Below are 19,570 nucleotides of genomic sequence, written 5' to 3'. Positions count from 1 at the left end.
AAACCTTGATTTAGCCAAGCAACCGGTGACAAGCTCCTGCCATGGAATGGCGCGACGAGGGAATCATACTCGGCACCCGCAAGCATGGCGAAACCAGCGCCATTCTCGAGGTAATGACGCGTGCGCATGGCCGCCATCTCGGCCTGGTGCGCGGAGGGCGCTCGCGCAAGCAGCAGCCGGTGCTGCAGCCCGGCAACCGCGTCGACCTTTTGTGGCGGGCACGCCTCGACGAGCATCTCGGCACCTTCCAGGCCGAGGCGATCGAGATGAATGCCGCCCGGTTGATGGACAGCGCAGTCGCCGTCTACGGCCTGCAGACCATGGCCGCGCATCTCAGGCTCCTGCCGGAGCGCGACGCCCATGGCGGCCTGTATGAGACGCTTGCCGTGATGATCGCCCATCTGGACGATTCGGATGCCGCCGGCGAACTGGTGGCGCGCTTCGAACTGCTCATCCTCGACGAACTCGGCTTCGGCCTCGATCTCAGCCAGTGCGCGGCGACCGGCGCCAGGCAGGATCTGGCCTATGTCTCGCCGAAATCCGGCCGCGCGGTTTCGCGCCAGGCCGGCGCGCCATGGCGCGACAAGATGCTGGCGCTGCCGGCCTTCCTGCGGCGCGGCTCCGGCTTGCGGGCGGACCACGCGGCACTCGAGGACGCCTTCCATCTGACCGGTTTCTTTTTCACCCGCCATGTCTACGAGCCGCGCGGCATCGAACAGCCCGATGCCCGTGCCGGCTTCCTCGCCGCCTTGCGCAAGCATCATTCGGGCGGCAAGGCCGCCCTTACGGCAGACGCTGCGCCAGAAGGGGGAGGGAGACTCGGTGGGTGCTGACCTCCGCAAACCGTCCAGGTTCACACCAAAAGCTGCATGCGGGAGCATTCCCTCCCCCTTGTGGGGAGGGTTAGGGTGGGGGTACTCGTAGGGCAAGAGCCTCAGCCGGCTTTGCGATGCTCCATGAAATCATCGAGGATGGCGCGCTGACCGCCGAGGATCTTGAGGCTGGCCTCGGCGAAGGAAAACCAGCCGGCCCTGTCGATTTCGGGAAATTCCCTCGTCACGCCTGACCTGGGCGGCCATTCCATCGTGAACATGTTGCTTTTAACGGCATCGGGATCGAAATCGGCTTCGACACTCCAGGCGATGACGATCTTGCCGCCGGCTTGCCGATAGCTGCCGACAGGTTCGAAATCGCCATCGATGCTGACTCCGAGTTCTTCCCCAGCCTCGCGCCGGGCGGCAGCCAACTCATCTTCATTGTCCTCGACGAGGCCCTTGGGGATCGACCAAGCGCCTTCATCCTTCCTTGCCCAGAACGGGCCGCCGGGATGGACGAGCAGAAATTCGAGAATGCCGGCCCTTGTCCGGTGGATCAGCAGCCCTGCACTTCGTTTCGGCATTCGATTTCCTCGTAGTTCATCCGAGGATAGCATGGCTCCTGGGCAAGTGGCGGCGGCATGCCATTCCTGGCTATCTCAGATGATGGGTGAGGATAAAGACCGTAGGCCGCTGGAATTTGCCGACGAAACATGCTCGATAACTTCTTTTCGGCCACCATTGCGGTGGCGTGACTTGAATAGCCGTCTGGGGTGGCCGTGTGGCCGCCGCAATTGTCAGTGAAAACTGGCCTGGTTTGGGGGAACCGCCATGTTTGAAAGCCTGATTGGCGCCGTCGTCGTTATCGTGCTTTTTGTCCTCGTCTTGCGCCAGCAGGGCCGCGTCAGTCTGATCGAGCGCGAGCTCGGAGCGCTGCGCAGCCTGGTTCTGTCCGGAGTGCATGCGACACCGCCCGTTGCCAAACCGGCCGAGCAGGCTGCAAGCGCACCGGCGGATGCCGCTCACGCTAGCGCACCAGTTGCCGACATAGCTTCGCCAACAACAGCAGACGCGGCACATGCCCAGGCACCGGCCGCCGAAGCCGATGCGGCCACCAGCGAGGCCGTGCCAGAACTGTCGGCCGCGGCCAAGGCGGCATTCACCGGATCCGCGCCTGCCGCCACGTCGAAGGCAGCCCGCCAGTCAGAGGTCGAAACGGCGCTCGGCACCCGTTGGGCGGTCTGGGTCGGCGGCGTCGCGCTGGCCCTGGGCGGCCTGTTCCTGATCCGCTACACCATCGAGGCCGGCATTTTCGGCCCTGAAGTGCGGCTGTCCCTGGCGGCGCTGCTCGGCCTGGTGCTGATCGGCGGCGGCGAGTTCATCCGCCGCACCGGCTTCAAGGTGCCGGTGCAAGGGGCTGCAGGCGCCTATATTCCGGCGATCCTGACGGCTGCCGGCGCCTTCATCCTGTTCGGTACGGTCTATGCCGCGCATGCCATTTACGGTTTCGTCGGGCCGGCCTTCGCCTTCACCGTGCTCGGCGCCATCGGCGTGGCGACCATTGTCGCCGCCCTCGTCCACGGCCAGGCCCTGGCCGGCATCGGTCTCGTCGGCTCGATGGCGACGCCGGCGCTTGTGTCCTCGCAGGCGCCCAACCCATGGGCGCTGTTCGTCTACCTGGCGATCGTGCTTGCCGCTACAGCCGTGATCGCCCGCATTCGCGACTGGAAATTCCTGATTGCGGCGGCCTTCTTCGGCACCGGCGCCTGGACCATCGTCTACATGATGAGCACGCTAGTCGCCGACCTTGCCGTCATCCTGTTCATCGACGCGGTGACGCTGGCGGTGCTTGCCTTTGTCTGGCTGGGCACACGTGACAGCGAAGCGGAGACGGCGAAGACCGGCTTCGACTGGCCCTCGATCGTGCCAGGCGTTTTCGTTGCGTTTTCAGCGCTAGGCCTGTCCGTCGACACGACGCTGGTCGCCGCCGGTGGCGCCTTGCCGGGCGCCTTCGTCCTCGTCGCCCTTGTCGCCACCGCACTCTACCGGCCGCGCGCGCTGCCGCTGCTGCATGCCGCCGGCGTGGTGAGCGTGATGATCCATCTCGGCATCATTCCGCCCACCACCATCGGCTCCGACATAACCCAGGGGAATATCGGCTTTGACGGCATGCCGGTGGCGGCCGGAAATCCGTTGACGCTGCGCATCGGCATTGGCCTCGGCCTGGTCTTCATCGGCGCCGGCTTCTGGGCCGCACGCCGCTTCGCCGCCTCAGCACGGGTCCGCGCGGCATGCTGGGCGGCATGGGGCGTCGCTGCGCCGCTGCTTATTCTGCTGACGCTGTGGCTTGCCTACGGCAATCTCGACCGCGACCTTGTCTACGCAGAGATAGCTGCCCTTCTGGTTGTTGTCTTCGCTGCCGGTGGCGAATGGATCGCGCGCGCCGAACAGCCGCCGCTCAAGGGCGACATCGCCGTCTCCTTCGCGCTTTGCGGCTCGGCTCTGGCCGGCCTGCTGATGCTGCACATGGCCTTCGGATCCGGCTGGACGACCATTCTTGCCGGCGTTGCCGCCATCGTGCCGGCGCTGGCGACGCGGTGGCGCAGCTATCCGGTGCTTGGCTGGATTTCGGTCGGCGCGGTCGTTGCCGTGCTGGGCCGCGTCGCCTTCGATCCGACCATCGTCGGCGCCGAGTTCCTGACGACGACGCGGGTGTTCAACTGGCTGCTGCCGGGATACGGCGTACCGGCGCTAGCCTTCGGCTTTGCCGCCTGGCAACTCGCGCGTACCACCCCCGCACTACCAACAGCTGGTAATGGCCGGCCGCGCCTAGCGATGGAGGCGGGTGCAGCCCTGTTTGCGCTGCTCACCGTCGCCATGCTGGTGCGCCACGCCATGCATGGCGGCGTCATCGACACCGGTCCGGTGACGCTCGCCGAACAGGCGATCTATACGCTGATCGCCATCGGCGCCGGCGCGATACTGGTGGCCATCGACATGCGCTCGCCAAGCTCTGTGCTGCGCTACGGCTCGATGGCTGCCGGCGTGCTCTCGGTCGCCTTCATCGTCCTCCAGCATTTCCTGGTGCTCAATCCGCTGTTCACCGACGAATCGACCGGCCAGATCCCGGTGTTCAACCTCTTGTTCCTGGCTTATCTCCTGCCGGCCATCGCTGTCGGCGGGCTGGCGCTCTATGCCAGGGACAAGCGGCCGCCATGGTATGCGCAGATGCTGGCGGTGGTGGCGGCATTGCTTGTCTTCGCCTACGCCACACTGTCGGTCAGGCGCGTGTTCAAGGGCGAGTTAATCGGCCTGTGGAGCGGCCTCGGCCAGCTCGAGACCTACACCTATTCGGCGCTCTGGCTGGTCATTGGCGTCGTGCTGCTCACCGCCGGCGTCTGGCTGAAGTCGCAGGTGCTGCGCATCGCCTCGGCGGCGCTGATCGCGATTGCCGTGGTAAAAGTCTTCCTGTTCGACATGTCGGAACTGGAAGGCGTGCTCAGGGCGCTGTCCTTCATCGGTCTTGGCGCCGTGCTGATCGGCATCGGCCTGTTCTACCAGCGGCTGCTGACGCGGGCGGCGAGGGAGGCCAACGCTGCAACTTGAAGTGATATACGAGATGGAATATATCAATATCCAACGGAGGATATTCGATGCCGCTCTATATCCGCGACGACGAAGTGGATGCGCTGGCCAGCAGATTGCAACGCGAGACGAACGCTCCGAGCAAAACGGAGGCGGTGCGGGTCGCGCTCGTGCACGAACTTGAGCGCAATCGGGCGAAGGTGCCGCTGCGCGATCGGATCGCCAGTCTTCAGGACAGGGCCAGGAAGCTTGGCCTGCCCAATCCCGATTTCGATATGAAGAAGTTCACCGACGAGATGTGGGAAGACTGATGTTTGTCGACGCGTCGGTGATCGTCGCCATTCTCAACCAGGAACCTGGGTGGGAGGAATTGCTGAAGCAGCTATCCGGTTTTTCCGGGCAGGTCTGGGTTTCTCCGTTGGTTCACTTCGAAGCAACACAGGCATTGGCAAGGGCCGGCGCCGGCCCGCGCAGACCCAGCGCTGAAGCCCTTCTCCATGCCCGCGATCTGATCGATGAGTTCATTGTGGAGATCATGGGAGAGAGTCTGGCCATTGACGACAACATCGGCTCTCGGGCCATTGACGCGAGTGCCCGTTACGGCAAAGCCGTTGGCCACAAGGCGGATCTGAATCTCGGGGACTGTTTTGCTTACGCCTGCGCGAAAAGCCGCGATCTTCCACTGCTATACAAAGGCCATGATTTTGCACAGACCGATTTAGGATAATTCGGCCCTTTTGTTGATTGCGGGGAATAATTTAGCCGATCAACTCGTTATCTCACTGCTTGGGTGACCGGGGCGGCAGACCGCTTCGCGCTGGCCGCTTGCGCCGCGCCGGGAAGGCGCGTTCAATCGGGTTAAACAAGGGCGACCTCAGAACCAGCGGTCATGGACGAAAAGAAGGCAGCAATCCTTGGCGAAATACCGCGCCTGCGCCGCTACGCACGCTCGCTTCTGCGCGACCGCGAATCCGCTGACGATCTCGTCCAGGATTGCCTCGAACGAGCGCTCTTGCGGCTTGAAAGCTGGCAGACGGGAGAAAGCCCCCGGAGGTGGCTGTTTACGATCATGCATCATTTGTTCATCGATCAGATGCGCAAGGTGAACCGGCGCGGTGAGGCGGCGATCCTGCCGCTTGACGCAAACGAGGCGCAGGCAGTCCCCGCCGAGCAGGCCGAGAACGCCGCCTCGCGCGAGATCATCGACGCATTGCAGGCGATCAGCCCCGACCGCCGCGCCGCTCTAGTCATGGTCGCCATCGAAGGATTCTCCTATGCCGAAGCCGCCAACATTCTCGGCGTGCCCGCCGGCACGCTGATGTCGCGCATAGCGCGCGGACGCGAGGAGCTGCGCAGCCTGCTCGATGACACGGCGCGCCGCCGCTCGATAAGGATCGTCGAGAAATGACCCGCCGCGATTTTTCCGAACGCGATATCCACATGGCTCTCGACGGCGAGCTGCCGGGCGACGAGCGCGCCGCCTACGACGCCTGGATCGACGCCAATCCCGAAATGAAGGCGAAAAGCGCCCGCTACACCGCCGACCGCGCCGCGTTGCGCGCCGCCTTTGCCGGTGTGCTCGACGAGCCCGTGCCGGTGCTGTTCAAGCAGATCGTTAGCGGTGAAGGCGCGACCAAGGCGGCGGCGCGGCAGTCGCGCTGGTGGCTTGCGGCCGCGGCGGCCGCAGTGCTCGTCATCGGCGGTCTTGGCGGCTATTTTGCCGGCATCGACGGCATCGGCAGGGAAGATGGCGCCGATGACCAACTGGCCGAAGAGGCGATCGCCGCCCATGTCATCTATGCCGCCGAACAGCGCCATGCGGTGGAAGTGCCGGCAAGCGACAAGGATCACCTGCAGACCTGGCTGTCCAACCGCGTCGGCCTGAAACTGGTGGCGCCGGATCTGGTGGCGGAAGGCTTCCAGCTGGTTGGCGGCCGGCTGCTGCCGGCCGGCCAGGGCAAGGCAGCGATGCTGCTTTACGAGGACGCCAAGGGTCAGCGCATCTCCTTGTTCGTTACCGCTGATTCCTCAGCCAAGTCCAAGGGCACCTACATGGCCGAGGCCGACGGCCCCGAGGCGGTCTACTGGCTGGACAAGGGCTATGCCTGCGCCGTCGTCGGCTCGCTGCCGCGCGAGCAACTGGCTGCGGTCGCCAAGCGGGCCTACGGTCAGCTTCTGGCTGGTATCGCCAGTTAAGCGCATTCCGTTTCGGGAATGCGCCGGGGTAGAAAGTGTCACAATTCGGCCCTATTCGAAGTGCGATAGCGCTTGATGGATATCGGCGTTTCGGCTGATGTTTGCGACGTTTTTGACCGCGGCCTTTTCCTCCACCCAATCGAGGTTTTCCAAACCCGCATGCCTGCCGAGATTCGCAAGGCCCGCGCGTCCGACGTCGATGACCTCGCCGCCATCGAGAAGGCGGTCTTTTCCAGTGACCGCATTTCCCGGCGCTCCTTCCGCCTGTTGATCGAACGCGAGACAGCCGAGATGCTGGTCGCCGAAAGCGATGGTCGTGTCGCCGGCTACGCCATCGTGCTGTTTCGCAAGGGCAGCGGCGTCGCCCGGCTCTATTCGCTTGCCACCAGCCCGTTTTTCAGGGGCCGCGGCATTGGCCGCATGCTGCTTGCAGCGGCCGAAGAAGCTGCCTTCGAGCACGACCGCATGATGTTGCGTCTCGAAGTGCGCGAGGACAATCTTCGCGCCATCGGCATCTATGAGCAGAGCGGCTACCGCAAGATCGGTCGCGAGCCTCACTATTACGAGGATGGCGCCACCGCGCTGCGCTACGAAAAGACCTTGCGCGGCGATATTCCGGTCGCCACCAAAGTCCCGTTCTACCAGCAGACCTGCGAGTTCACCTGCGGTCCATGCTGCCTGATGATGGCGATGGCCAATTTCGATTCGGGCTTCGTGCCCGATCCGGTCATGGAAATCCGCCTATGGCGCGAGGCAACGACCGTGTTCATGATGTCCGGCCCCGGCGGCTGCGAGCCCTTCGGCCTTGCGGTTTCCGGCTACGAAAGCGGGCTTGCGGCGGAAATCTTCGTGTCCTTCTATGGCGCGCTGTTCTTGCAATCGGTGCGCAGCGACGACAAGCGCCGGGTGATGGAACTTGCCCAGGTGGACTTTCGCCGCCGCGCGGAACTATACGGCATCCCGGTGAATTACCGTCCGTTCACCATCGACGATATACGCGGCGCCCTGGCTCAGGGAAAACTGGTGCTGGTGCTGATCAGCGGCTTCCTGATGTTCGGCAAGAAGGTGCCGCATTGGGTGCTGGCTATCGGCGACGATGGCGACCACATCCTGATCCACGATCCCTGGGTCGAGGACGAAAGACAGGAGACCATCCTCGATGCCGCCAACATTCCCGTGCCGCACGGCATCTTCATGAACATGGCGCAATTCGGCCGCGACGGACTGCGTGCTGCCATCACTCTTGGGAAACGCTGATAACAATGACCTGGGTCATCCTCACCGGCCGTCAGAACGATCTCGACCCGGCGGCGACGCCGCACAAGATCATCACCAACCGTGACTATCTTGCGCATCCGGCGCTGTTTCGGGGCCAGCAGCCGAAGGTCATCAACCTGTCGAACAATTACGCCTACCAGAGCCGCGGCTATTATGCCTCTCTGCTCGCCGGTTCGCGCGGCCACAAGGTCATCCCGACGGTCGAGACGATGATCGACCTGTCCGAGCGCAAGCTCTACGAGCACGCGCTGCCGGAACTGGAGCTGGCGCTCAACAAGTGCCGCAAGGATCTCGGAGGCGTTTTCCCGCAAAAAATCTGCATCTTCTTCGGCATCGGACCGTCGAAGGTCTGGGACCGCTTCGCCAAGCTGTTGTTCGACTGGTTCCGCGCTCCGGCGCTTGAGGTTCACATCAAGGACAGCGCCGAATGGGCTTCGATCCGCAAGATCGGCTTCCTGCCGCTGGCCAGGATGGCCGAGGAGGAAGAAGCCTTATTCGTGCAGGCGCTCGAGACGTACACCAACCGCGAGTGGCGCGACACCAAGGGCCGCACGCCGGCACGCTACACCTTCGCCACGCTGGTCGATCCGCATGAAGAACTGCCGCCGTCGGAGATTTCCTCGCTGCGTTACTGGGCCAAGATCGCCGAAAAGATGGGCGTCGAAATCGAGCCGATCACCAGGAGGGACCTGGCCAAGCTCGCCAATTACGACGCGCTGTTCATCCGCGAGACCACCTCGATCTCAAACCACACCTACCGCTTCGCGCGCCGCGCCCAGCAGGAAGGCATGCCGGTGATAGACGACCCGCTGTCGATGATCCGCTGCACCAACAAGGTCTATCTCAACGAACTGATGGCCTACAACAAGGTGCCGGTGCCGCCGACGGTGATGATAGCCGGCACCTCGGACCTCGAACTGGCGGCGCAGACGCTGGGCTTTCCGCTGGTGCTGAAGATCCCGGATTCATCGTTCTCGCGCGGCGTCAAGAAATGCGGCAACTTCGAAGAACTGAAGACGCTCGCCACCGAGTGGCTGGAGGATTCCGATCTCCTGATCGCGCAGAAATTCATCCCGACCGAATATGACTGGCGCGTCGGCGTGCTCGGCGGGCAGCCGCTGTTTGCCGTGCATTATCTGATGGCGAAAAAACACTGGCAGATCGTCAACCACAAGGCCAGCGGCAAGCCCGACCAGGGCGGCATCAAGACCTTCACGCTGAAAGAGACGCCGCCGCATGTCGTCGACACCGCGGTGAAGGCGGCGCGCTGCATCGGCGACGGGCTTTACGGCGTCGATCTCAAGGAAACCAAGGATGGCGTCTTCGTCATCGAGGTCAACGACAACCCGAACCTCGACCATGGCTGGGAGGATTCCGGCGAAAAGGACGAAGTCTGGGTGCGGCTGACGCAATGGTTCCTGGAGCGGCTGGACCGTCCCGGGCGTTAGTTTGCCGTCCCGGGCGGCAATTCAACCGAGGGGGAAAATGCAGTTCATCGTCATCGAGGATTTCACCGGCTGCGACCGCAAGGAGATCTACCGCCGTTTCGGCGAGCGCGGCAGATTGAAGCCGGACGCGCTTGTCGTGCATCGAGTAGCTTGGCGCCATGACCGTATCGGCCCAGTTTGAACCCAGAGACCATCGCGACGTCGTCGCGTCTCTGACCAATGAGCAGCGCAGCCGCCTCACCGGCAAGTCGGACGGGCCGGGTCTGGTCCAACTCGCCTTCCATCTCGGCGCGATTGTGGCTATCGGCGGGCTGATTGCGGCCAAGGTGCCGTACTGGCCGCTGTTGATGTTGCCGCAAGGCATTCTCATCGTCTTCCTGTTCACGCTGCTGCATGAGGTGCACAGGACGGCGTTCGAGACGCAGTGGCTCAACGATGCCGCCGCAAGGGTCTGCAGCCTGGCGATCGCGCTGCCCGCCGACTGGTTTCGCTATTTCCACTTCGCCCATCACCGTTTCACCCAGGATCCAGAGACCGATCCGGAACTCGCCTTCCCGAAACCGGAGACGATGCGGCAATACATCGTCCACGTCTCGGGCCTGCCGGTGTGGTGGGGGCATTTGCAGACACTCTACACCAACGCGATTGGCGGCTGCCACGACAGCTACGTGCCGCCGAAAGGCCTGCCCAAGGTGCGCACTGAAGCCCGCGCCATGATCGCTTTCTATGTCGTGGTCGCCGCGCTAGCCCTGTGGTTCGAGGCAAGTGTACTGCTCTATGTCTGGATCGTGCCGGCGCTGCTCGGCCAGCCCTTCCTCAGGCTCTATCTGCTGGCCGAGCATGGCCGCTGCCCGCTTGTCGCCAACATGCTGGAAAACACCCGCACCACGCTGACCAACTTGCTGGTGCGCAAAGTCGCCTGGAACATGCCGTATCACGCCGAGCACCACGCCTATCCCGGCGTGCCCTTCCATCAGCTGCCGGCCTTCCACCAGCTGATCGAGCGCCATCTCAAAGTCGTCGAACCCGGCTATGTCAGCTTCCACGAGAAATACGTCGACATGCTGCGCTGACGGTGACGTTCAAACCTCAGTTCCCGCTGCCGTGGCCGGCAGCGTCTGTTCGACAAGGGCAACGAAGTAGCGGAGCACGGTGGGGACGATGGCGTCGTTGAAGACATAGCGATCGCCGTGCAGCCCTTCGCCCGGTCTGACCGCTCCCGCGCCGACCCAGGCATAGCAGCCGCCGGCTTCGCGGACCATGTAGGCAAAATCCTCGCAGCCGAGGCTCGGGTTGAATGCGGTCTCGACCTGCTCGCGGCCGACAACCGCGGTTGCCGCCTGGACGGCCCGGTCAGTGGCAGCCGACGTGTTGACCAGCGGCGGGTAGCCTTTCTTGTAGGCGAGCTTGGCGGTGAGTGCATGCGCCGAGGCAATGCCTTGCGCGATGTCGCCGATCAGCCTTTCGCAATGGTCCGACAAAGTGGGCTCGAAGAAGCGGCAGGTTCCCTGCAGCCAGACCTTGCCCGGCACGATGTTGCCGACATTGCCGCCATGGATCTGGGTGATCGAAACGACCAGCGCCATTTGCGGGTCGACCGAACGGCTGACGATGCGCTGCACGGCTTGAACGAAGGCGCCGGCCGCGAGCACGGGATCGTCGCCTAGCTGCGGCATGGCGGCATGCGCGCCGGTCCCCTCAAAGTTCAGTTCGAAAGTGTCGACGGCCGCCATCATCGACCCGGCACGGGCCGCGATCTTTCCGAGCGGCAGCCCCGGCCAGTTGTGGACGGCGTAGACGGCTTCCACGGGGAAGCGCTCGAACAGTCCGTCCTCGATCATCCGCATGGCGCCGCCTTCATTTTCTTCCGCCGGCTGGAAGATGAAACAGACGGTGCCGTCGAAGGCTCTGTTGTCGGCGAGCAGCTTGGCGGCGCCGAGCAGCATCGCGATGTGCCCGTCGTGGCCGCAGGCATGCATCACGCCGTCTTTCTTCGACGCGTAGGGCAATCCTGTCTTCTCCAGCACGGGCAAGGCATCGAGTTCGGCCCGAAGCCCGATGGCGCGCACGCCTGGTCGTCCTCTGAGGACGCCAACCACGCCGGTGCCGCCTTTGCCTTCATGAACCTCGTCGAGCCCGAAGGTGCGCAGCTTGTCGGCGACGAAGCGCGCGGTCTCATACTCTTGGAAACCGAGTTCGGGGTTGGCGTGGATGTGATGCCGCCATTCCACCACCTGCGGGGTGAGGGCGGCGATGGGGTCGTTGTGCAGCATTGCGCTCTCCTTGCCGGCTATCGTAAATTCGGCCTTGTCGATGCCAGCACGTAAAGGATTTGCGCCGGCAGCGTCTTGAACAGGATTGACCGTGTCTGGAATTCAACAGCCTCAGGAGACGACGCAGTTCTGGCGTCATCCGCGCTTTCGCGATCTTGGCATGCTCAAGGCGCGCTTCACGCGGCATCGCTACCAGCTGCACACGCACCCGACCTATGTCGTCGCCCTGATCACGCAAGGGTGCGAGCGGGTCCGCATCGGCAACGAGACTGTCCTCGCGCCGTCGGGCACGGTTCTGCTCGTCAATCCGGAGATATGGCATGACGGCGAGGCGGGTGCCGACCAGGGTTGGGCTTACCGCACCTTCTATCCGTCGGCCTCGCTCATGGGTGCGATCGCGGACGAACTCGGGCAGGATCGCCCGCCGTTGTTTTCGCAAGCGATCGTCGATGATGCCGATCTCGTCCAGGCAGTAGGCGTCGCGCACTTGGCTTCGACATCGGGTGATGCCACGAGCGCCGAAACATCCATGCTGATCGCCTTGCGCAAGCTCATCCTGCGCCATGGCGATTGGGGCGGCCGGCGGCGCGAGGCGGTCGAAAGCTTCGGATCGAAAAGCCGGCTCCGGGTCTATGAACAGGTCATCGAAGATCATCTGAACTCGGACCTCGATTTGCAGCGGCTCGCTGAAGCCGCAGGCGTGACGCGCTTTCAAGTTATCCGCGATTTCAGGAAAGTGCTGGGTCTCACCCCTGCTGCCTTCATCCGTGACCGCAGGCTGCGCCGTGCCGATCTGCTGATCCGGCAAGGTTCAGATCTCGCCGGTGCCGCCTTTGCGGCCGGCTTCTCCGACCAAAGCCATCTCTCGCGCACCTTCCGCGCCGCGCATGGAATGACGCCGGGGATGTTCAGGCGCGCCGGGACGCTGCCCTCGTCTTGAGAAGTCGAGCCGTGTCGGCGGCCTTTGACGGCATGCCGATCAGAAAGCCCTGCGCCTCGACGCAGCCAGCCTTGCGCAATATGTCGAGCTGCGCTTCGGTCTCGACGCCTTCGGCGGTGACGGTGATGCCAAGTTCGGCACCAAGCCCGATGATCGTGCGCACGATCGCCGCCGTGTCCTTGTTGTCGATATCGTGGATGAAGGAGCGGTCGATCTTGATCTTGTCGACGGGAAAACGCCTGAGATAGCCGAGCGACGAATAGCCGGTGCCGAAATCGTCGAGCGCGATGCGGATACCGAGTTCGCGCAGCTGTCTCAGCGTCTTCAGCACCGTCTCGCTCTCATCCATCAGCACGGTCTCGGTGATTTCCAGTTCGAGCCGGCTGGCCGGCACACCGGAAACGGCCAGCGCCGAAATCACGCTGCGGGCAAAGTCGGCGCTTCTGATTTGGACTGCCGAGACATTGACGGCGATGCGCATTCCAGGCGGCCAGCCGGCGGCCACGCTGCAGGCCTGTTTCAGCGCCCATTCGCCCAGCGGAACGATCAGCCCGCTGTCTTCGGCGGCTGCGATGAAATCGTCGGGCGCCACCAGGCCGCGCGTCGGTGAATTCCACCGCATCAACGCTTCGGCGCCGACGATCTTGCCCGACGCGATGTTGGTGATCGGCTGGAACTCCAGCACGAACTCCCGCCGCTTCAGTGCCGTCTCGAGATCGGTTTCGAGCGCCAGGCGCGCCCGCACCAAGGCATCCATGCCGGGCTCGAAAAAGCGGTAGACGTTGCGGCCTTCGCTCTTGCCGCTGTAAAGCGCCATGTCGGCGTTCTTCAAAAGCGTGTCGGCGTCCTTGCCGTCACCGGGATACAGCGCGATGCCAAGGCTGATGCCGACATGCATGTCGCGGCCCTTGTCGCGAAACGGCTGGCTGACGACAGCGACGATGCGTTTTGCCAGTTGTTCCGCATCGGTGGCGCCTTTGGGATTGAACTGCAGGATGGCGAACTCGTCGCCACCGAGGCGGGCGACCACATCGGTGTCGCTGCGCAGGCTGTGCCGCAACCGCTCCGCCACGCATTTCAGCAGCCAGTCACCGGCCGGGTGTCCCCAGGTGTCGTTGACGGCCTTGAAGCGATCGAGGTCGAGCGAGAAGATCGCCAACGGTGTATCGCCGGTCATCGCCTGGTCGAGCCGTTCGCGAAACATCGAGCGGTTGGGCAGGTCGGTCAGCGTGTCGTAATGTGCAAGGTGGCTCATGCGCTCTTCGGCGCGCCGGCGCTCGGTGATGTCTTCGAAGGTCGCCACCCAGCCGCCACCGGTAAGCGGCCGGCGCGCAACCAGCAGCGTTCGGCCATCGGCAAGGCTGCGGTCTGTCGAACGCTCCTCACCGGCCTGCAGGCTGGCTCTGGTGTTGGCGATCTCGCCGTCAATGTCCATCGACGGATAGATGCGCAGTCGCACCATCTGTTCGAGCAGGGCGCGCTGGCTCATGCCGAGCGGGAAGTCGTCAGGCGTGACCTTGTAGAGGTCGAGGAAGCGCTGGTTGCGCACGATCAGCGTGCCTTCGGCGTCGTACATCAACAGGCCTTGCGACATGTTGGCGAGCGCCGCATCGAAGCGGCGGTGCTGCTCCTTCAGTTCCTGCTCGGCCCGCCTTTGCTCCGTAATGTCCTCATAGATCGACACCCAGCCGCCTGAGGCCAGCGGCCGGTGCGTGATGGAAACGATGCGTCCGTCCGACAGTATTTCCTCGTAGGTCGAGGCTTGCGCGCGCTCGATATAGGGCTTGCGGATGGCATACAGGTCTTCGGCGCTCTGTGAGGCGACACCGATGTCGACGCTGTGCTTTAGAATGTCCAGGAACGCGATGCCGGGCCGCACGATCTTCGCGTCGAGGGAGAAGATGCTGATATAGTTGCCGTTGCAGATGATCATCCGCTCGTCGGCGTCGAACATGCACAGCCCATGCGACATATTCTCGACGGCCGCGGAAAAGCGCTCGTTCTGGTGGCGCAGTTCGTCGGCGATCTGCCGTGGCGCGGCGACGCCTCCGGCTCCCCGTCTGCGGACGGGCGAACCACCCTTGACGTGCGCAACGGACATGAGGCGTGCCTGCTGACCGTGATCGAAACCCGGTACTGTGGTTACCGCTGGTTAATTTAGCGTATGTTCACTGCGCCGAATGCACGGCAACCGTTGCCTGGCGTTGCTTTTCAAGCCTGGCGTAGCGTTTGAGGAAGGCAGCTTGCGCCGAGGTCACCGAGTGCGGCTTAAAGTCGAAGCGGTCGGCATTGAACCCGCGCGGCCGGCCGAAGAACTCGGTTGCTTCCGCGGTCGAGAAACCGGCAAGCAGCGTCGCCTCGTAATAGGCGGCGATCTGGTCGGCGCGCTTGATCTCCTTGCGCAAGCCGACGCCGAGTTCGGGCGGCAGCGAAAAGCGCTGATGGATGGCGCGCTGGAGACGCAGCTCACACTCCTTGTAGGAGCCGCCCATTACCGATTTGAACGGCGAGATCATGTCGCCGATGACATATTCCGGCGCGTCATGCAGCAGTGCTGCCAGCCGCGCATTGGCCGAGGCGTCCGGCTGCAACTCGCTGAACAGCGCCTCGACCAGCAGCGAATGCTGGGCGACCGAAAAGGCGTGATCGCCGCGGGTCTGCCCGTTCCAGCGGGCGACGCGGGCAAGCCCGTGGGCGATGTCGGAGATTTCGATGTCGAGCGGCGAGGGATCGAGCAGGTCGAGCCGCCGTCCCGACAGCATGCGCTGCCACGCGCGCGGTGGCGCTCCGACGCGATCGGCAGCCATCAGGCGTCCTCCGCGCCGATGGCTTCCCTGGGAAAGCTGAACTGCGCCCAGGCCGGGATGGCGAGCGAGACGGTGACATCACCGGCCAGTACCGGCTGGCCAGCGTCGAGCGCCGCCTTGACCCGGTCGATGCGGGCAATGGCGAGTCCGGCCGTGCCCGCGGTCGAGCCGAGCGTGCCGACCGGCCGCCCCGCAACCGTCAGCTCCGTGCCGGGCGCGGGTAAGGCGCGGTCGGCCGAAACGATCAGCACGCGGCGCCTGGCGGTGCCGCGATGCTGCATGCGCGAGACCACTTCCTGGCCGACATAGCAGCCTTTCTTGAAGCCGACGCCGCCGGTCTCGTCGAGCAGCACGTCGTGAGGGAAGGCATCGCCGAGCTGATAATCGGAACCGCTTTCGGCAATGCCTTTGGCGATGCGGAGCGCCTTCCACGCAGCCGGGTCGCCACCTGCGGATGCGCCGCCATAGGAACGGCTCACAACCACATCGCGGAAGCGGACATCGGCAAGTGTCGTTGAATCAGAAGGTGAGGCGCTTGAATCATCGCCCCAGGCAACCGTCACAAGCACTTGATCCTGCCTAGCAATCTCGGCCTTGGCGCGCAGCTTGTAAAGCATCAGCCGGCGCAGGAAGTCGTCTGCGATATCGGCACGGCAATCCAGCCGGAATGCGTCTTCGCCGCTACGCGAGATCAGGAAATCAAACAGGATCTTGCCTTGCGGCGAAAGCAGCGCACCGGGCTTTGCCGCGTCGACGGCCAGCGTGTCGAGGTCGGTGGTGAGGATGTTCTGCAAAAAATGCTCGGCATCCGGGCCTGACACGGAAATGAGAGCGCGGTCTTTGAGCAGGGCAAAAGGCATGGGCGGCAAAGAACCTGATCTTGCAAAACGGTCGGCCTTTACGTAAGCCGACGATACTCCCCCCGCAAGAGACCGAACGCCCATGGCCACCACCTACGACCTCATCCTGACAGGCGGCACGGTGGTCAACCATGATGGCGAGGGCGCGCGCGATGTCGGCGTCAAGGGTGGTCGCATCGTCGCAATGGGCGATCTTCGCCAAGCTTCGGCCGGCGAAGCGATCGACTGTCGCGGGCTGCACGTCCTGCCCGGCGTCGTTGACAGCCAGGTGCATTTTCGCGAGCCGGGGCTGGAGCACAAGGAAGATCTCGAGAGTGGATCTCGCGCCGCTGTTCTGGGCGGGGTCACCGCCGTCTTCGAAATGCCCAACACCAATCCGCTGACCACCAGCGAGGCGGCGCTTGCCGACAAGGTGCGCCGCGCCACCAGCCGGATGCATTGCGACTTCGCCTTCTGGGTTGGCGGCACGCGCGAGAATGCCGATGATGTCGGTGAGCTCGAGCGGCTGCCGGGTGCTGCCGGGATAAAGGTGTTCATGGGCTCGTCCACCGGCGACCTGCTAGTCGAGGACGACGAGGGTGTCGCATCGATCCTGCGCAACACCCGCCGCCGTGCCGCCTTTCACTCGGAGGACGAGTTCCGGCTGCGCGAGCGCCTGGGCCTGCGCGTCGAGGGCGACCCGTCATCGCATCCCGTCTGGCGCGATGAGATCGCGGCGCTTCGCTGTACCGAGCGGCTGGTGCGCATCGCGCGAAACACCCGCGCCCGCATCCATGTGCTGCATATCTCCACTGCCGAGGAAATCATCTTCCTCCAACAGCACAAGGATGTCGCCACCTGCGAGGCGACGCCGCACCATTTGACACTCGCCGCCGACGACTATGCGCGGCTGGGCACGCTGATCCAGATGAATCCGCCGGTTCGCGCGGCCCGCCATCGCGACGGCGTCTGGCACGGCATTGCGCAAGGCATTGTCGATGTGCTCGGCTCCGACCACGCCCCCCACACGCTGGCCGAGAAGGCAAAGCCCTATCCGGCCTCACCGTCTGGCATGACCGGGGTGCAGACGCTGGTGCCGATCATGCTCGACCATGTCAATTCAGGCCTGCTGACCCTGCAGCGCTTCGTCGACCTCTCCAGCCACGGCCCGCAGCGCATCTTCGGCATGGCCAGGAAAGGCCGCATCGCCGCCGGCTACGATGCCGATTTCACCATTGTCGACCTCCAGCGGCGCGAGACCATCACCAATGCGCAAGCCGGCTCCAGGGCCGGCTGGACGCCCTATGACGGCAAGGAAGTCACCGGCTGGCCGATCGGCACCATCGTGCGCGGTCGTCGCGTGATGTGGGAAGGCGAGATCGTCACGCCAGGACAGGGCAGGCCGGTGGAGTTTTCCGAGGCGCTGCCGGCTTAGGCGGCCGGATAACGAACCACCATACGTGTCCTCGGCTACGGATCCCCGTTCGACCGCCAGGCGGGACAGGCCAATACCGCGGCGTATTTACTAACCAAAGCGGTGCATTGTTCTGCCAAATCCGTCACTCTCTTTGTTTGGACGCAATTCGGACGGAAAGCCGTTTCACACTTTTCCTGGAATTACTCTGGAAAGCATCCGGCAAGACAGACTCTAATTCTCGTTTATTGGGGGGAATTATGCTCAGATATATCTCCGCTATCTTGATCATTCTGGGTATGACTGAAGTTTCGGCAAATGCCCTGGATACCCCGAAGCAGGGTGTGTCTGAATTGAGCGGATCGGAATTCAACTACTCTATAATCGACCTGGGTTCGAACAAGAGACGCATAGAGGTCATTCATAACAGAGAAAAGTATGATGGGCCGCTGGCGGAGATGTCGTTCCGAGATCGGCATCTGCAAGTTTTTGGAATGGTGGCGAGATTGATCAAGGGTAGTTGCCAAAATGGCGTCAGCGCCCTGGGGAGTATAGCCGTAAGCAGGGATCCTGAACAAGACGAGGATCCCGACGCTGAGCATCCTCAAATTTTCACTTGGGAATACAGTTGTAAATAAGCGCCTCAACCGCGCAGGAGAGACAGCTATTCGCCGGCCGTTCAATCCCCGGCGACGAAAAACGTCCACTGCCCGGTGGGCGTAATGCCGACGCGGTAGAAGATGTAGGCTCCGAACTGCTTCATGTCGTCATAGTCGCCGGCGGTGACGATCTTGAACAGTTCGACCCGCTGCCTGGCGTTGAGCTTGTCCAGCGGCAGGGCGAAGAAATACGGCCAGACATAGAGTTCCTGCGGTGTGCCGACGTCTACATGGACATAGCCGGCATTGAGCACCTCTTCCAGGATGGCGAGGATTTCCTGACCTTCCTTGTCGCCCGATAGCCCTTTCAGGAAGGCGATCGGGTCGCCCTCGATTTCGCCCAGCGACAATTGGGTCATGGTGTCGCCCTTGCCGATCAGCGGCCGCAGCTTCTCGATGTCGCCGCTGACGCAGGCCTCGACCATCAGATCGCGCATGCGCCTGACGGGCTCGGGCAATTTGGAAAGGTCATAGACGACTTCGGGCACCGGCGCTTCTGGATCGGCACGCGGGTTGGCCACGCCGCCATCGTTGGCGGGGGCTTCCGGTTGGCTTTGTCCGGGCTCCGTGGGCGATTTCGGCTGGCTGGCGGCCGGTGGCGCCGTGCCGGGCAGATCGGGCATTGGCACTGAATTTTCAGACGGCGCCGTCTCACCATTGGCTGGTGGCCCGGCAGGAGCTGGAAGCTCCTCGCGCTTGATCTCGCTCAGCGCATAGGCAGGGTTGCTGGTCAGGACAAGCGCCAGCGGAACCGCGGCGCAAGAGGCGGCAAGCCAGATGCTGAGGACCACGCCGCGAGGCCGGCCTGACATCGAAAAATTCACCGCTTGCCTCTCCTTGGGCCTAGGCTGTTCAGGCATGATGCCCAAACGGCGCGCCGTCGTCAAAGAACCGGTAAGCTGGCGATGCACCCTCTGAGACGCGCGACGCCTAGTGCCGAAACCGCTCCGGCTCGAAGGCGCCGGCGATCACCTTTTCACGCATGCGATCGAGCAGGGCAAGGGCCGAGGTTTCGCCATTGGCTCGCAGCATCTCGCCGAACGCGGTTTCAAGCGCTGCCTCGGCGATGATTTCAGGTTCTATGCCGGCCGACAGACCTTCCGCCCAGGCCTCGCTATGGCTTTCCACCGCGGTCAGGCGCTTTTCTTCCCTGACCAGCGCGTCGATGTCGTTGACGCCATGTTCCATTTGCGATGTCCACCTTTTCAAGCGGCGGTCCGACGGGTCGGATCCGGCTTGGGCTGCCCCTATCTCACGCAGGCTAAGTAAGTATCTGTAAATACGACATTTTTTTGATCGTCTTTACAAACTTCGTC

At 63.4% G+C, this 19,570-nt stretch carries 20 protein-coding genes; 13 read left to right on the top strand and 7 right to left on the bottom strand.

The genetic code is table 11. The features are described from left to right. Positions 1-41 precede the first annotated feature (41 nt). Positions 42-833 carry a DNA repair protein RecO gene (gene recO / locus NKI96_RS19110; RefSeq protein WP_023670245.1) on the top strand — a complete coding sequence of 264 codons (792 nt, stop codon included), beginning with the start codon at positions 42-44 and terminating at the stop codon, positions 831-833. Positions 834-934: 101 nt separating this feature from the next. Here the strand turns inward: recO and NKI96_RS19105 are convergent, their stop codons facing one another. Further along, positions 935-1,399, bottom strand: a complete 465-nt coding sequence (locus NKI96_RS19105) for an NUDIX hydrolase (protein ID WP_023670246.1) — start codon at positions 1,397-1,399, stop codon at positions 935-937. A gap of 247 nt (positions 1,400-1,646) precedes the next feature. On the opposite strand from NKI96_RS19105, the gene NKI96_RS19100 reads away from it, so the two are divergent. The 9 genes from NKI96_RS19100 (at position 1,647) to NKI96_RS19060 (ending at position 10,395) form a co-directional block, all read left to right on the top strand. After that, positions 1,647-4,421 carry a DUF2339 domain-containing protein gene (locus NKI96_RS19100; RefSeq protein WP_352709939.1) on the top strand — a complete coding sequence of 925 codons (2,775 nt, stop codon included), beginning with the start codon at positions 1,647-1,649 and terminating at the stop codon, positions 4,419-4,421. Positions 4,422-4,468: 47 nt separating this feature from the next. Further along, positions 4,469-4,711 (top strand): type II toxin-antitoxin system VapB family antitoxin, encoded by a 243-nt coding sequence (locus NKI96_RS19095; protein ID WP_023670248.1) that lies wholly within the window; start codon positions 4,469-4,471, stop codon positions 4,709-4,711. Further along, complete coding sequence (locus tag NKI96_RS19090) at positions 4,711-5,127, top strand: type II toxin-antitoxin system VapC family toxin (RefSeq protein ID WP_023670249.1); 417 nt, start codon at positions 4,711-4,713, stop codon at positions 5,125-5,127. Before NKI96_RS19095 ends, NKI96_RS19090 begins: the two co-directional genes overlap by 1 nt. Positions 5,128-5,289: 162 nt before the next feature. Beyond that, positions 5,290-5,808 (top strand): RNA polymerase sigma factor, encoded by a 519-nt coding sequence (locus NKI96_RS19085; RefSeq protein WP_023670250.1) that lies wholly within the window; start codon positions 5,290-5,292, stop codon positions 5,806-5,808. Next, a complete protein-coding gene (locus tag NKI96_RS19080; RefSeq protein WP_023670251.1) occupies positions 5,805-6,596 on the top strand; it encodes an anti-sigma factor family protein in 792 nt (263 codons plus the stop codon). Before NKI96_RS19085 ends, NKI96_RS19080 begins: the two co-directional genes overlap by 4 nt. Before the next feature lie 159 nt (positions 6,597-6,755). After that, on the top strand, positions 6,756-7,853 hold the full coding sequence (locus NKI96_RS19075) for a peptidase C39 family protein (protein WP_023670253.1): 1,098 nt from the start codon (positions 6,756-6,758) through the stop codon (positions 7,851-7,853). Between the two features lie 5 nt (positions 7,854-7,858). Next, positions 7,859-9,322: a RimK family ATP-grasp domain-containing protein gene (locus tag NKI96_RS19070; protein ID WP_023684488.1), complete on the top strand. Its 1,464-nt coding sequence runs from the start codon at positions 7,859-7,861 to the stop codon at positions 9,320-9,322. A gap of 37 nt (positions 9,323-9,359) precedes the next feature. Then, positions 9,360-9,503, top strand: coding sequence for a hypothetical protein (locus tag NKI96_RS19065; RefSeq protein WP_197031333.1), 144 nt, complete (start codon positions 9,360-9,362; stop codon positions 9,501-9,503). Further along, complete coding sequence (locus NKI96_RS19060; RefSeq protein WP_352805606.1) at positions 9,481-10,395, top strand: fatty acid desaturase family protein; 915 nt, start codon at positions 9,481-9,483, stop codon at positions 10,393-10,395. The genes NKI96_RS19065 and NKI96_RS19060 overlap by 23 nt, the downstream gene beginning before the upstream one ends. Before the next feature lie 9 nt (positions 10,396-10,404). Here the strand turns inward: NKI96_RS19060 and NKI96_RS19055 are convergent, their stop codons facing one another. After that, entirely contained in the window at positions 10,405-11,595 is a 1,191-nt protein-coding gene (locus NKI96_RS19055; protein WP_027049986.1) for an amidohydrolase, read from the bottom strand. Positions 11,596-11,686: 91 nt separating this feature from the next. Between NKI96_RS19055 and NKI96_RS19050 the strand changes: the two genes are divergently transcribed. After that, on the top strand, positions 11,687-12,535 hold the full coding sequence (locus NKI96_RS19050; RefSeq protein WP_027049985.1) for an AraC family transcriptional regulator: 849 nt from the start codon (positions 11,687-11,689) through the stop codon (positions 12,533-12,535). Here the strand turns inward: NKI96_RS19050 and NKI96_RS19045 are convergent. The 3 genes from NKI96_RS19045 to ygfZ all read right to left on the bottom strand — a co-directional run bounded on the left by NKI96_RS19045 (position 12,504) and on the right by ygfZ (position 16,202). After that, positions 12,504-14,636 (bottom strand): putative bifunctional diguanylate cyclase/phosphodiesterase, encoded by a 2,133-nt coding sequence (locus NKI96_RS19045; RefSeq protein ID WP_352805603.1) that lies wholly within the window; start codon positions 14,634-14,636, stop codon positions 12,504-12,506. The two genes, NKI96_RS19050 and NKI96_RS19045, sit on opposite strands and share 32 nt — an antisense overlap. A gap of 67 nt (positions 14,637-14,703) precedes the next feature. Then, a complete protein-coding gene (locus NKI96_RS19040) occupies positions 14,704-15,342 on the bottom strand; it encodes an HD domain-containing protein (RefSeq protein ID WP_352805600.1) in 639 nt (212 codons plus the stop codon). Continuing rightward, positions 15,342-16,202 (bottom strand): CAF17-like 4Fe-4S cluster assembly/insertion protein YgfZ, encoded by an 861-nt coding sequence (ygfZ, locus tag NKI96_RS19035; protein WP_023684483.1) that lies wholly within the window; start codon positions 16,200-16,202, stop codon positions 15,342-15,344. Before ygfZ ends, NKI96_RS19040 begins: the two co-directional genes overlap by 1 nt. A gap of 82 nt (positions 16,203-16,284) precedes the next feature. On the opposite strand from ygfZ, the gene NKI96_RS19030 reads away from it, so the two are divergent. Then, positions 16,285-17,616 carry a dihydroorotase gene (locus NKI96_RS19030; protein WP_352805598.1) on the top strand — a complete coding sequence of 444 codons (1,332 nt, stop codon included), beginning with the start codon at positions 16,285-16,287 and terminating at the stop codon, positions 17,614-17,616. A 239-nt stretch (positions 17,617-17,855) separates the two neighbouring features. Continuing rightward, entirely contained in the window at positions 17,856-18,233 is a 378-nt protein-coding gene (locus tag NKI96_RS19025; protein ID WP_023692873.1) for a hypothetical protein, read from the top strand. Positions 18,234-18,274: 41 nt separating this feature from the next. Here the strand turns inward: NKI96_RS19025 and NKI96_RS19020 are convergent, their stop codons facing one another. Together NKI96_RS19020 and NKI96_RS19015 are read right to left on the bottom strand one after the other, a co-directional pair. After that, positions 18,275-19,078, bottom strand: coding sequence for a hypothetical protein (locus NKI96_RS19020; RefSeq protein ID WP_023692874.1), 804 nt, complete (start codon positions 19,076-19,078; stop codon positions 18,275-18,277). 106 nt (positions 19,079-19,184) lie between these two features. Beyond that, on the bottom strand, positions 19,185-19,442 hold the full coding sequence (locus NKI96_RS19015) for a hypothetical protein (RefSeq protein WP_023673564.1): 258 nt from the start codon (positions 19,440-19,442) through the stop codon (positions 19,185-19,187). Positions 19,443-19,570 lie beyond the last annotated feature (128 nt).

The sequence above is a fragment of the Mesorhizobium sp. M0292 genome, assembly GCF_040321695.1.
Lineage (GTDB): Bacteria > Pseudomonadota > Alphaproteobacteria > Rhizobiales > Rhizobiaceae > Mesorhizobium.
This window is presented reverse-complemented; position numbering and strand designations above follow the sequence as displayed.

What these genes read in the sequence shown, in the direction of transcription:
- recO (WP_023670245.1), top strand. Translation starts at nt 42, where the DNA reads ATGGAATGGCGCGACGAGGGAATCATACTCGGCACCCGCAAGCATGGC.
- NKI96_RS19105 (WP_023670246.1), bottom strand. Translation starts at nt 1,399, where the DNA reads ATGCCGAAACGAAGTGCAGGGCTGCTGATCCACCGGACAAGGGCCGGC.
- NKI96_RS19100 (WP_352709939.1), top strand. Translation starts at nt 1,647, where the DNA reads ATGTTTGAAAGCCTGATTGGCGCCGTCGTCGTTATCGTGCTTTTTGTC.
- NKI96_RS19095 (WP_023670248.1), top strand. Translation starts at nt 4,469, where the DNA reads ATGCCGCTCTATATCCGCGACGACGAAGTGGATGCGCTGGCCAGCAGA.
- NKI96_RS19090 (WP_023670249.1), top strand. Translation starts at nt 4,711, where the DNA reads ATGTTTGTCGACGCGTCGGTGATCGTCGCCATTCTCAACCAGGAACCT.
- NKI96_RS19085 (WP_023670250.1), top strand. Translation starts at nt 5,290, where the DNA reads ATGGACGAAAAGAAGGCAGCAATCCTTGGCGAAATACCGCGCCTGCGC.
- NKI96_RS19080 (WP_023670251.1), top strand. Translation starts at nt 5,805, where the DNA reads ATGACCCGCCGCGATTTTTCCGAACGCGATATCCACATGGCTCTCGAC.
- NKI96_RS19075 (WP_023670253.1), top strand. Translation starts at nt 6,756, where the DNA reads ATGCCTGCCGAGATTCGCAAGGCCCGCGCGTCCGACGTCGATGACCTC.
- NKI96_RS19070 (WP_023684488.1), top strand. Translation starts at nt 7,859, where the DNA reads ATGACCTGGGTCATCCTCACCGGCCGTCAGAACGATCTCGACCCGGCG.
- NKI96_RS19065 (WP_197031333.1), top strand. Translation starts at nt 9,360, where the DNA reads ATGCAGTTCATCGTCATCGAGGATTTCACCGGCTGCGACCGCAAGGAG.
- NKI96_RS19060 (WP_352805606.1), top strand. Translation starts at nt 9,481, where the DNA reads ATGACCGTATCGGCCCAGTTTGAACCCAGAGACCATCGCGACGTCGTC.
- NKI96_RS19055 (WP_027049986.1), bottom strand. Translation starts at nt 11,595, where the DNA reads ATGCTGCACAACGACCCCATCGCCGCCCTCACCCCGCAGGTGGTGGAA.
- NKI96_RS19045 (WP_352805603.1), bottom strand. Translation starts at nt 14,636, where the DNA reads ATGTCCGTTGCGCACGTCAAGGGTGGTTCGCCCGTCCGCAGACGGGGA.
- NKI96_RS19040 (WP_352805600.1), bottom strand. Translation starts at nt 15,342, where the DNA reads ATGGCTGCCGATCGCGTCGGAGCGCCACCGCGCGCGTGGCAGCGCATG.
- ygfZ (WP_023684483.1), bottom strand. Translation starts at nt 16,202, where the DNA reads ATGCCTTTTGCCCTGCTCAAAGACCGCGCTCTCATTTCCGTGTCAGGC.
- NKI96_RS19030 (WP_352805598.1), top strand. Translation starts at nt 16,285, where the DNA reads ATGGCCACCACCTACGACCTCATCCTGACAGGCGGCACGGTGGTCAAC.
- NKI96_RS19025 (WP_023692873.1), top strand. Translation starts at nt 17,856, where the DNA reads ATGCTCAGATATATCTCCGCTATCTTGATCATTCTGGGTATGACTGAA.
- NKI96_RS19015 (WP_023673564.1), bottom strand. Translation starts at nt 19,442, where the DNA reads ATGGAACATGGCGTCAACGACATCGACGCGCTGGTCAGGGAAGAAAAG.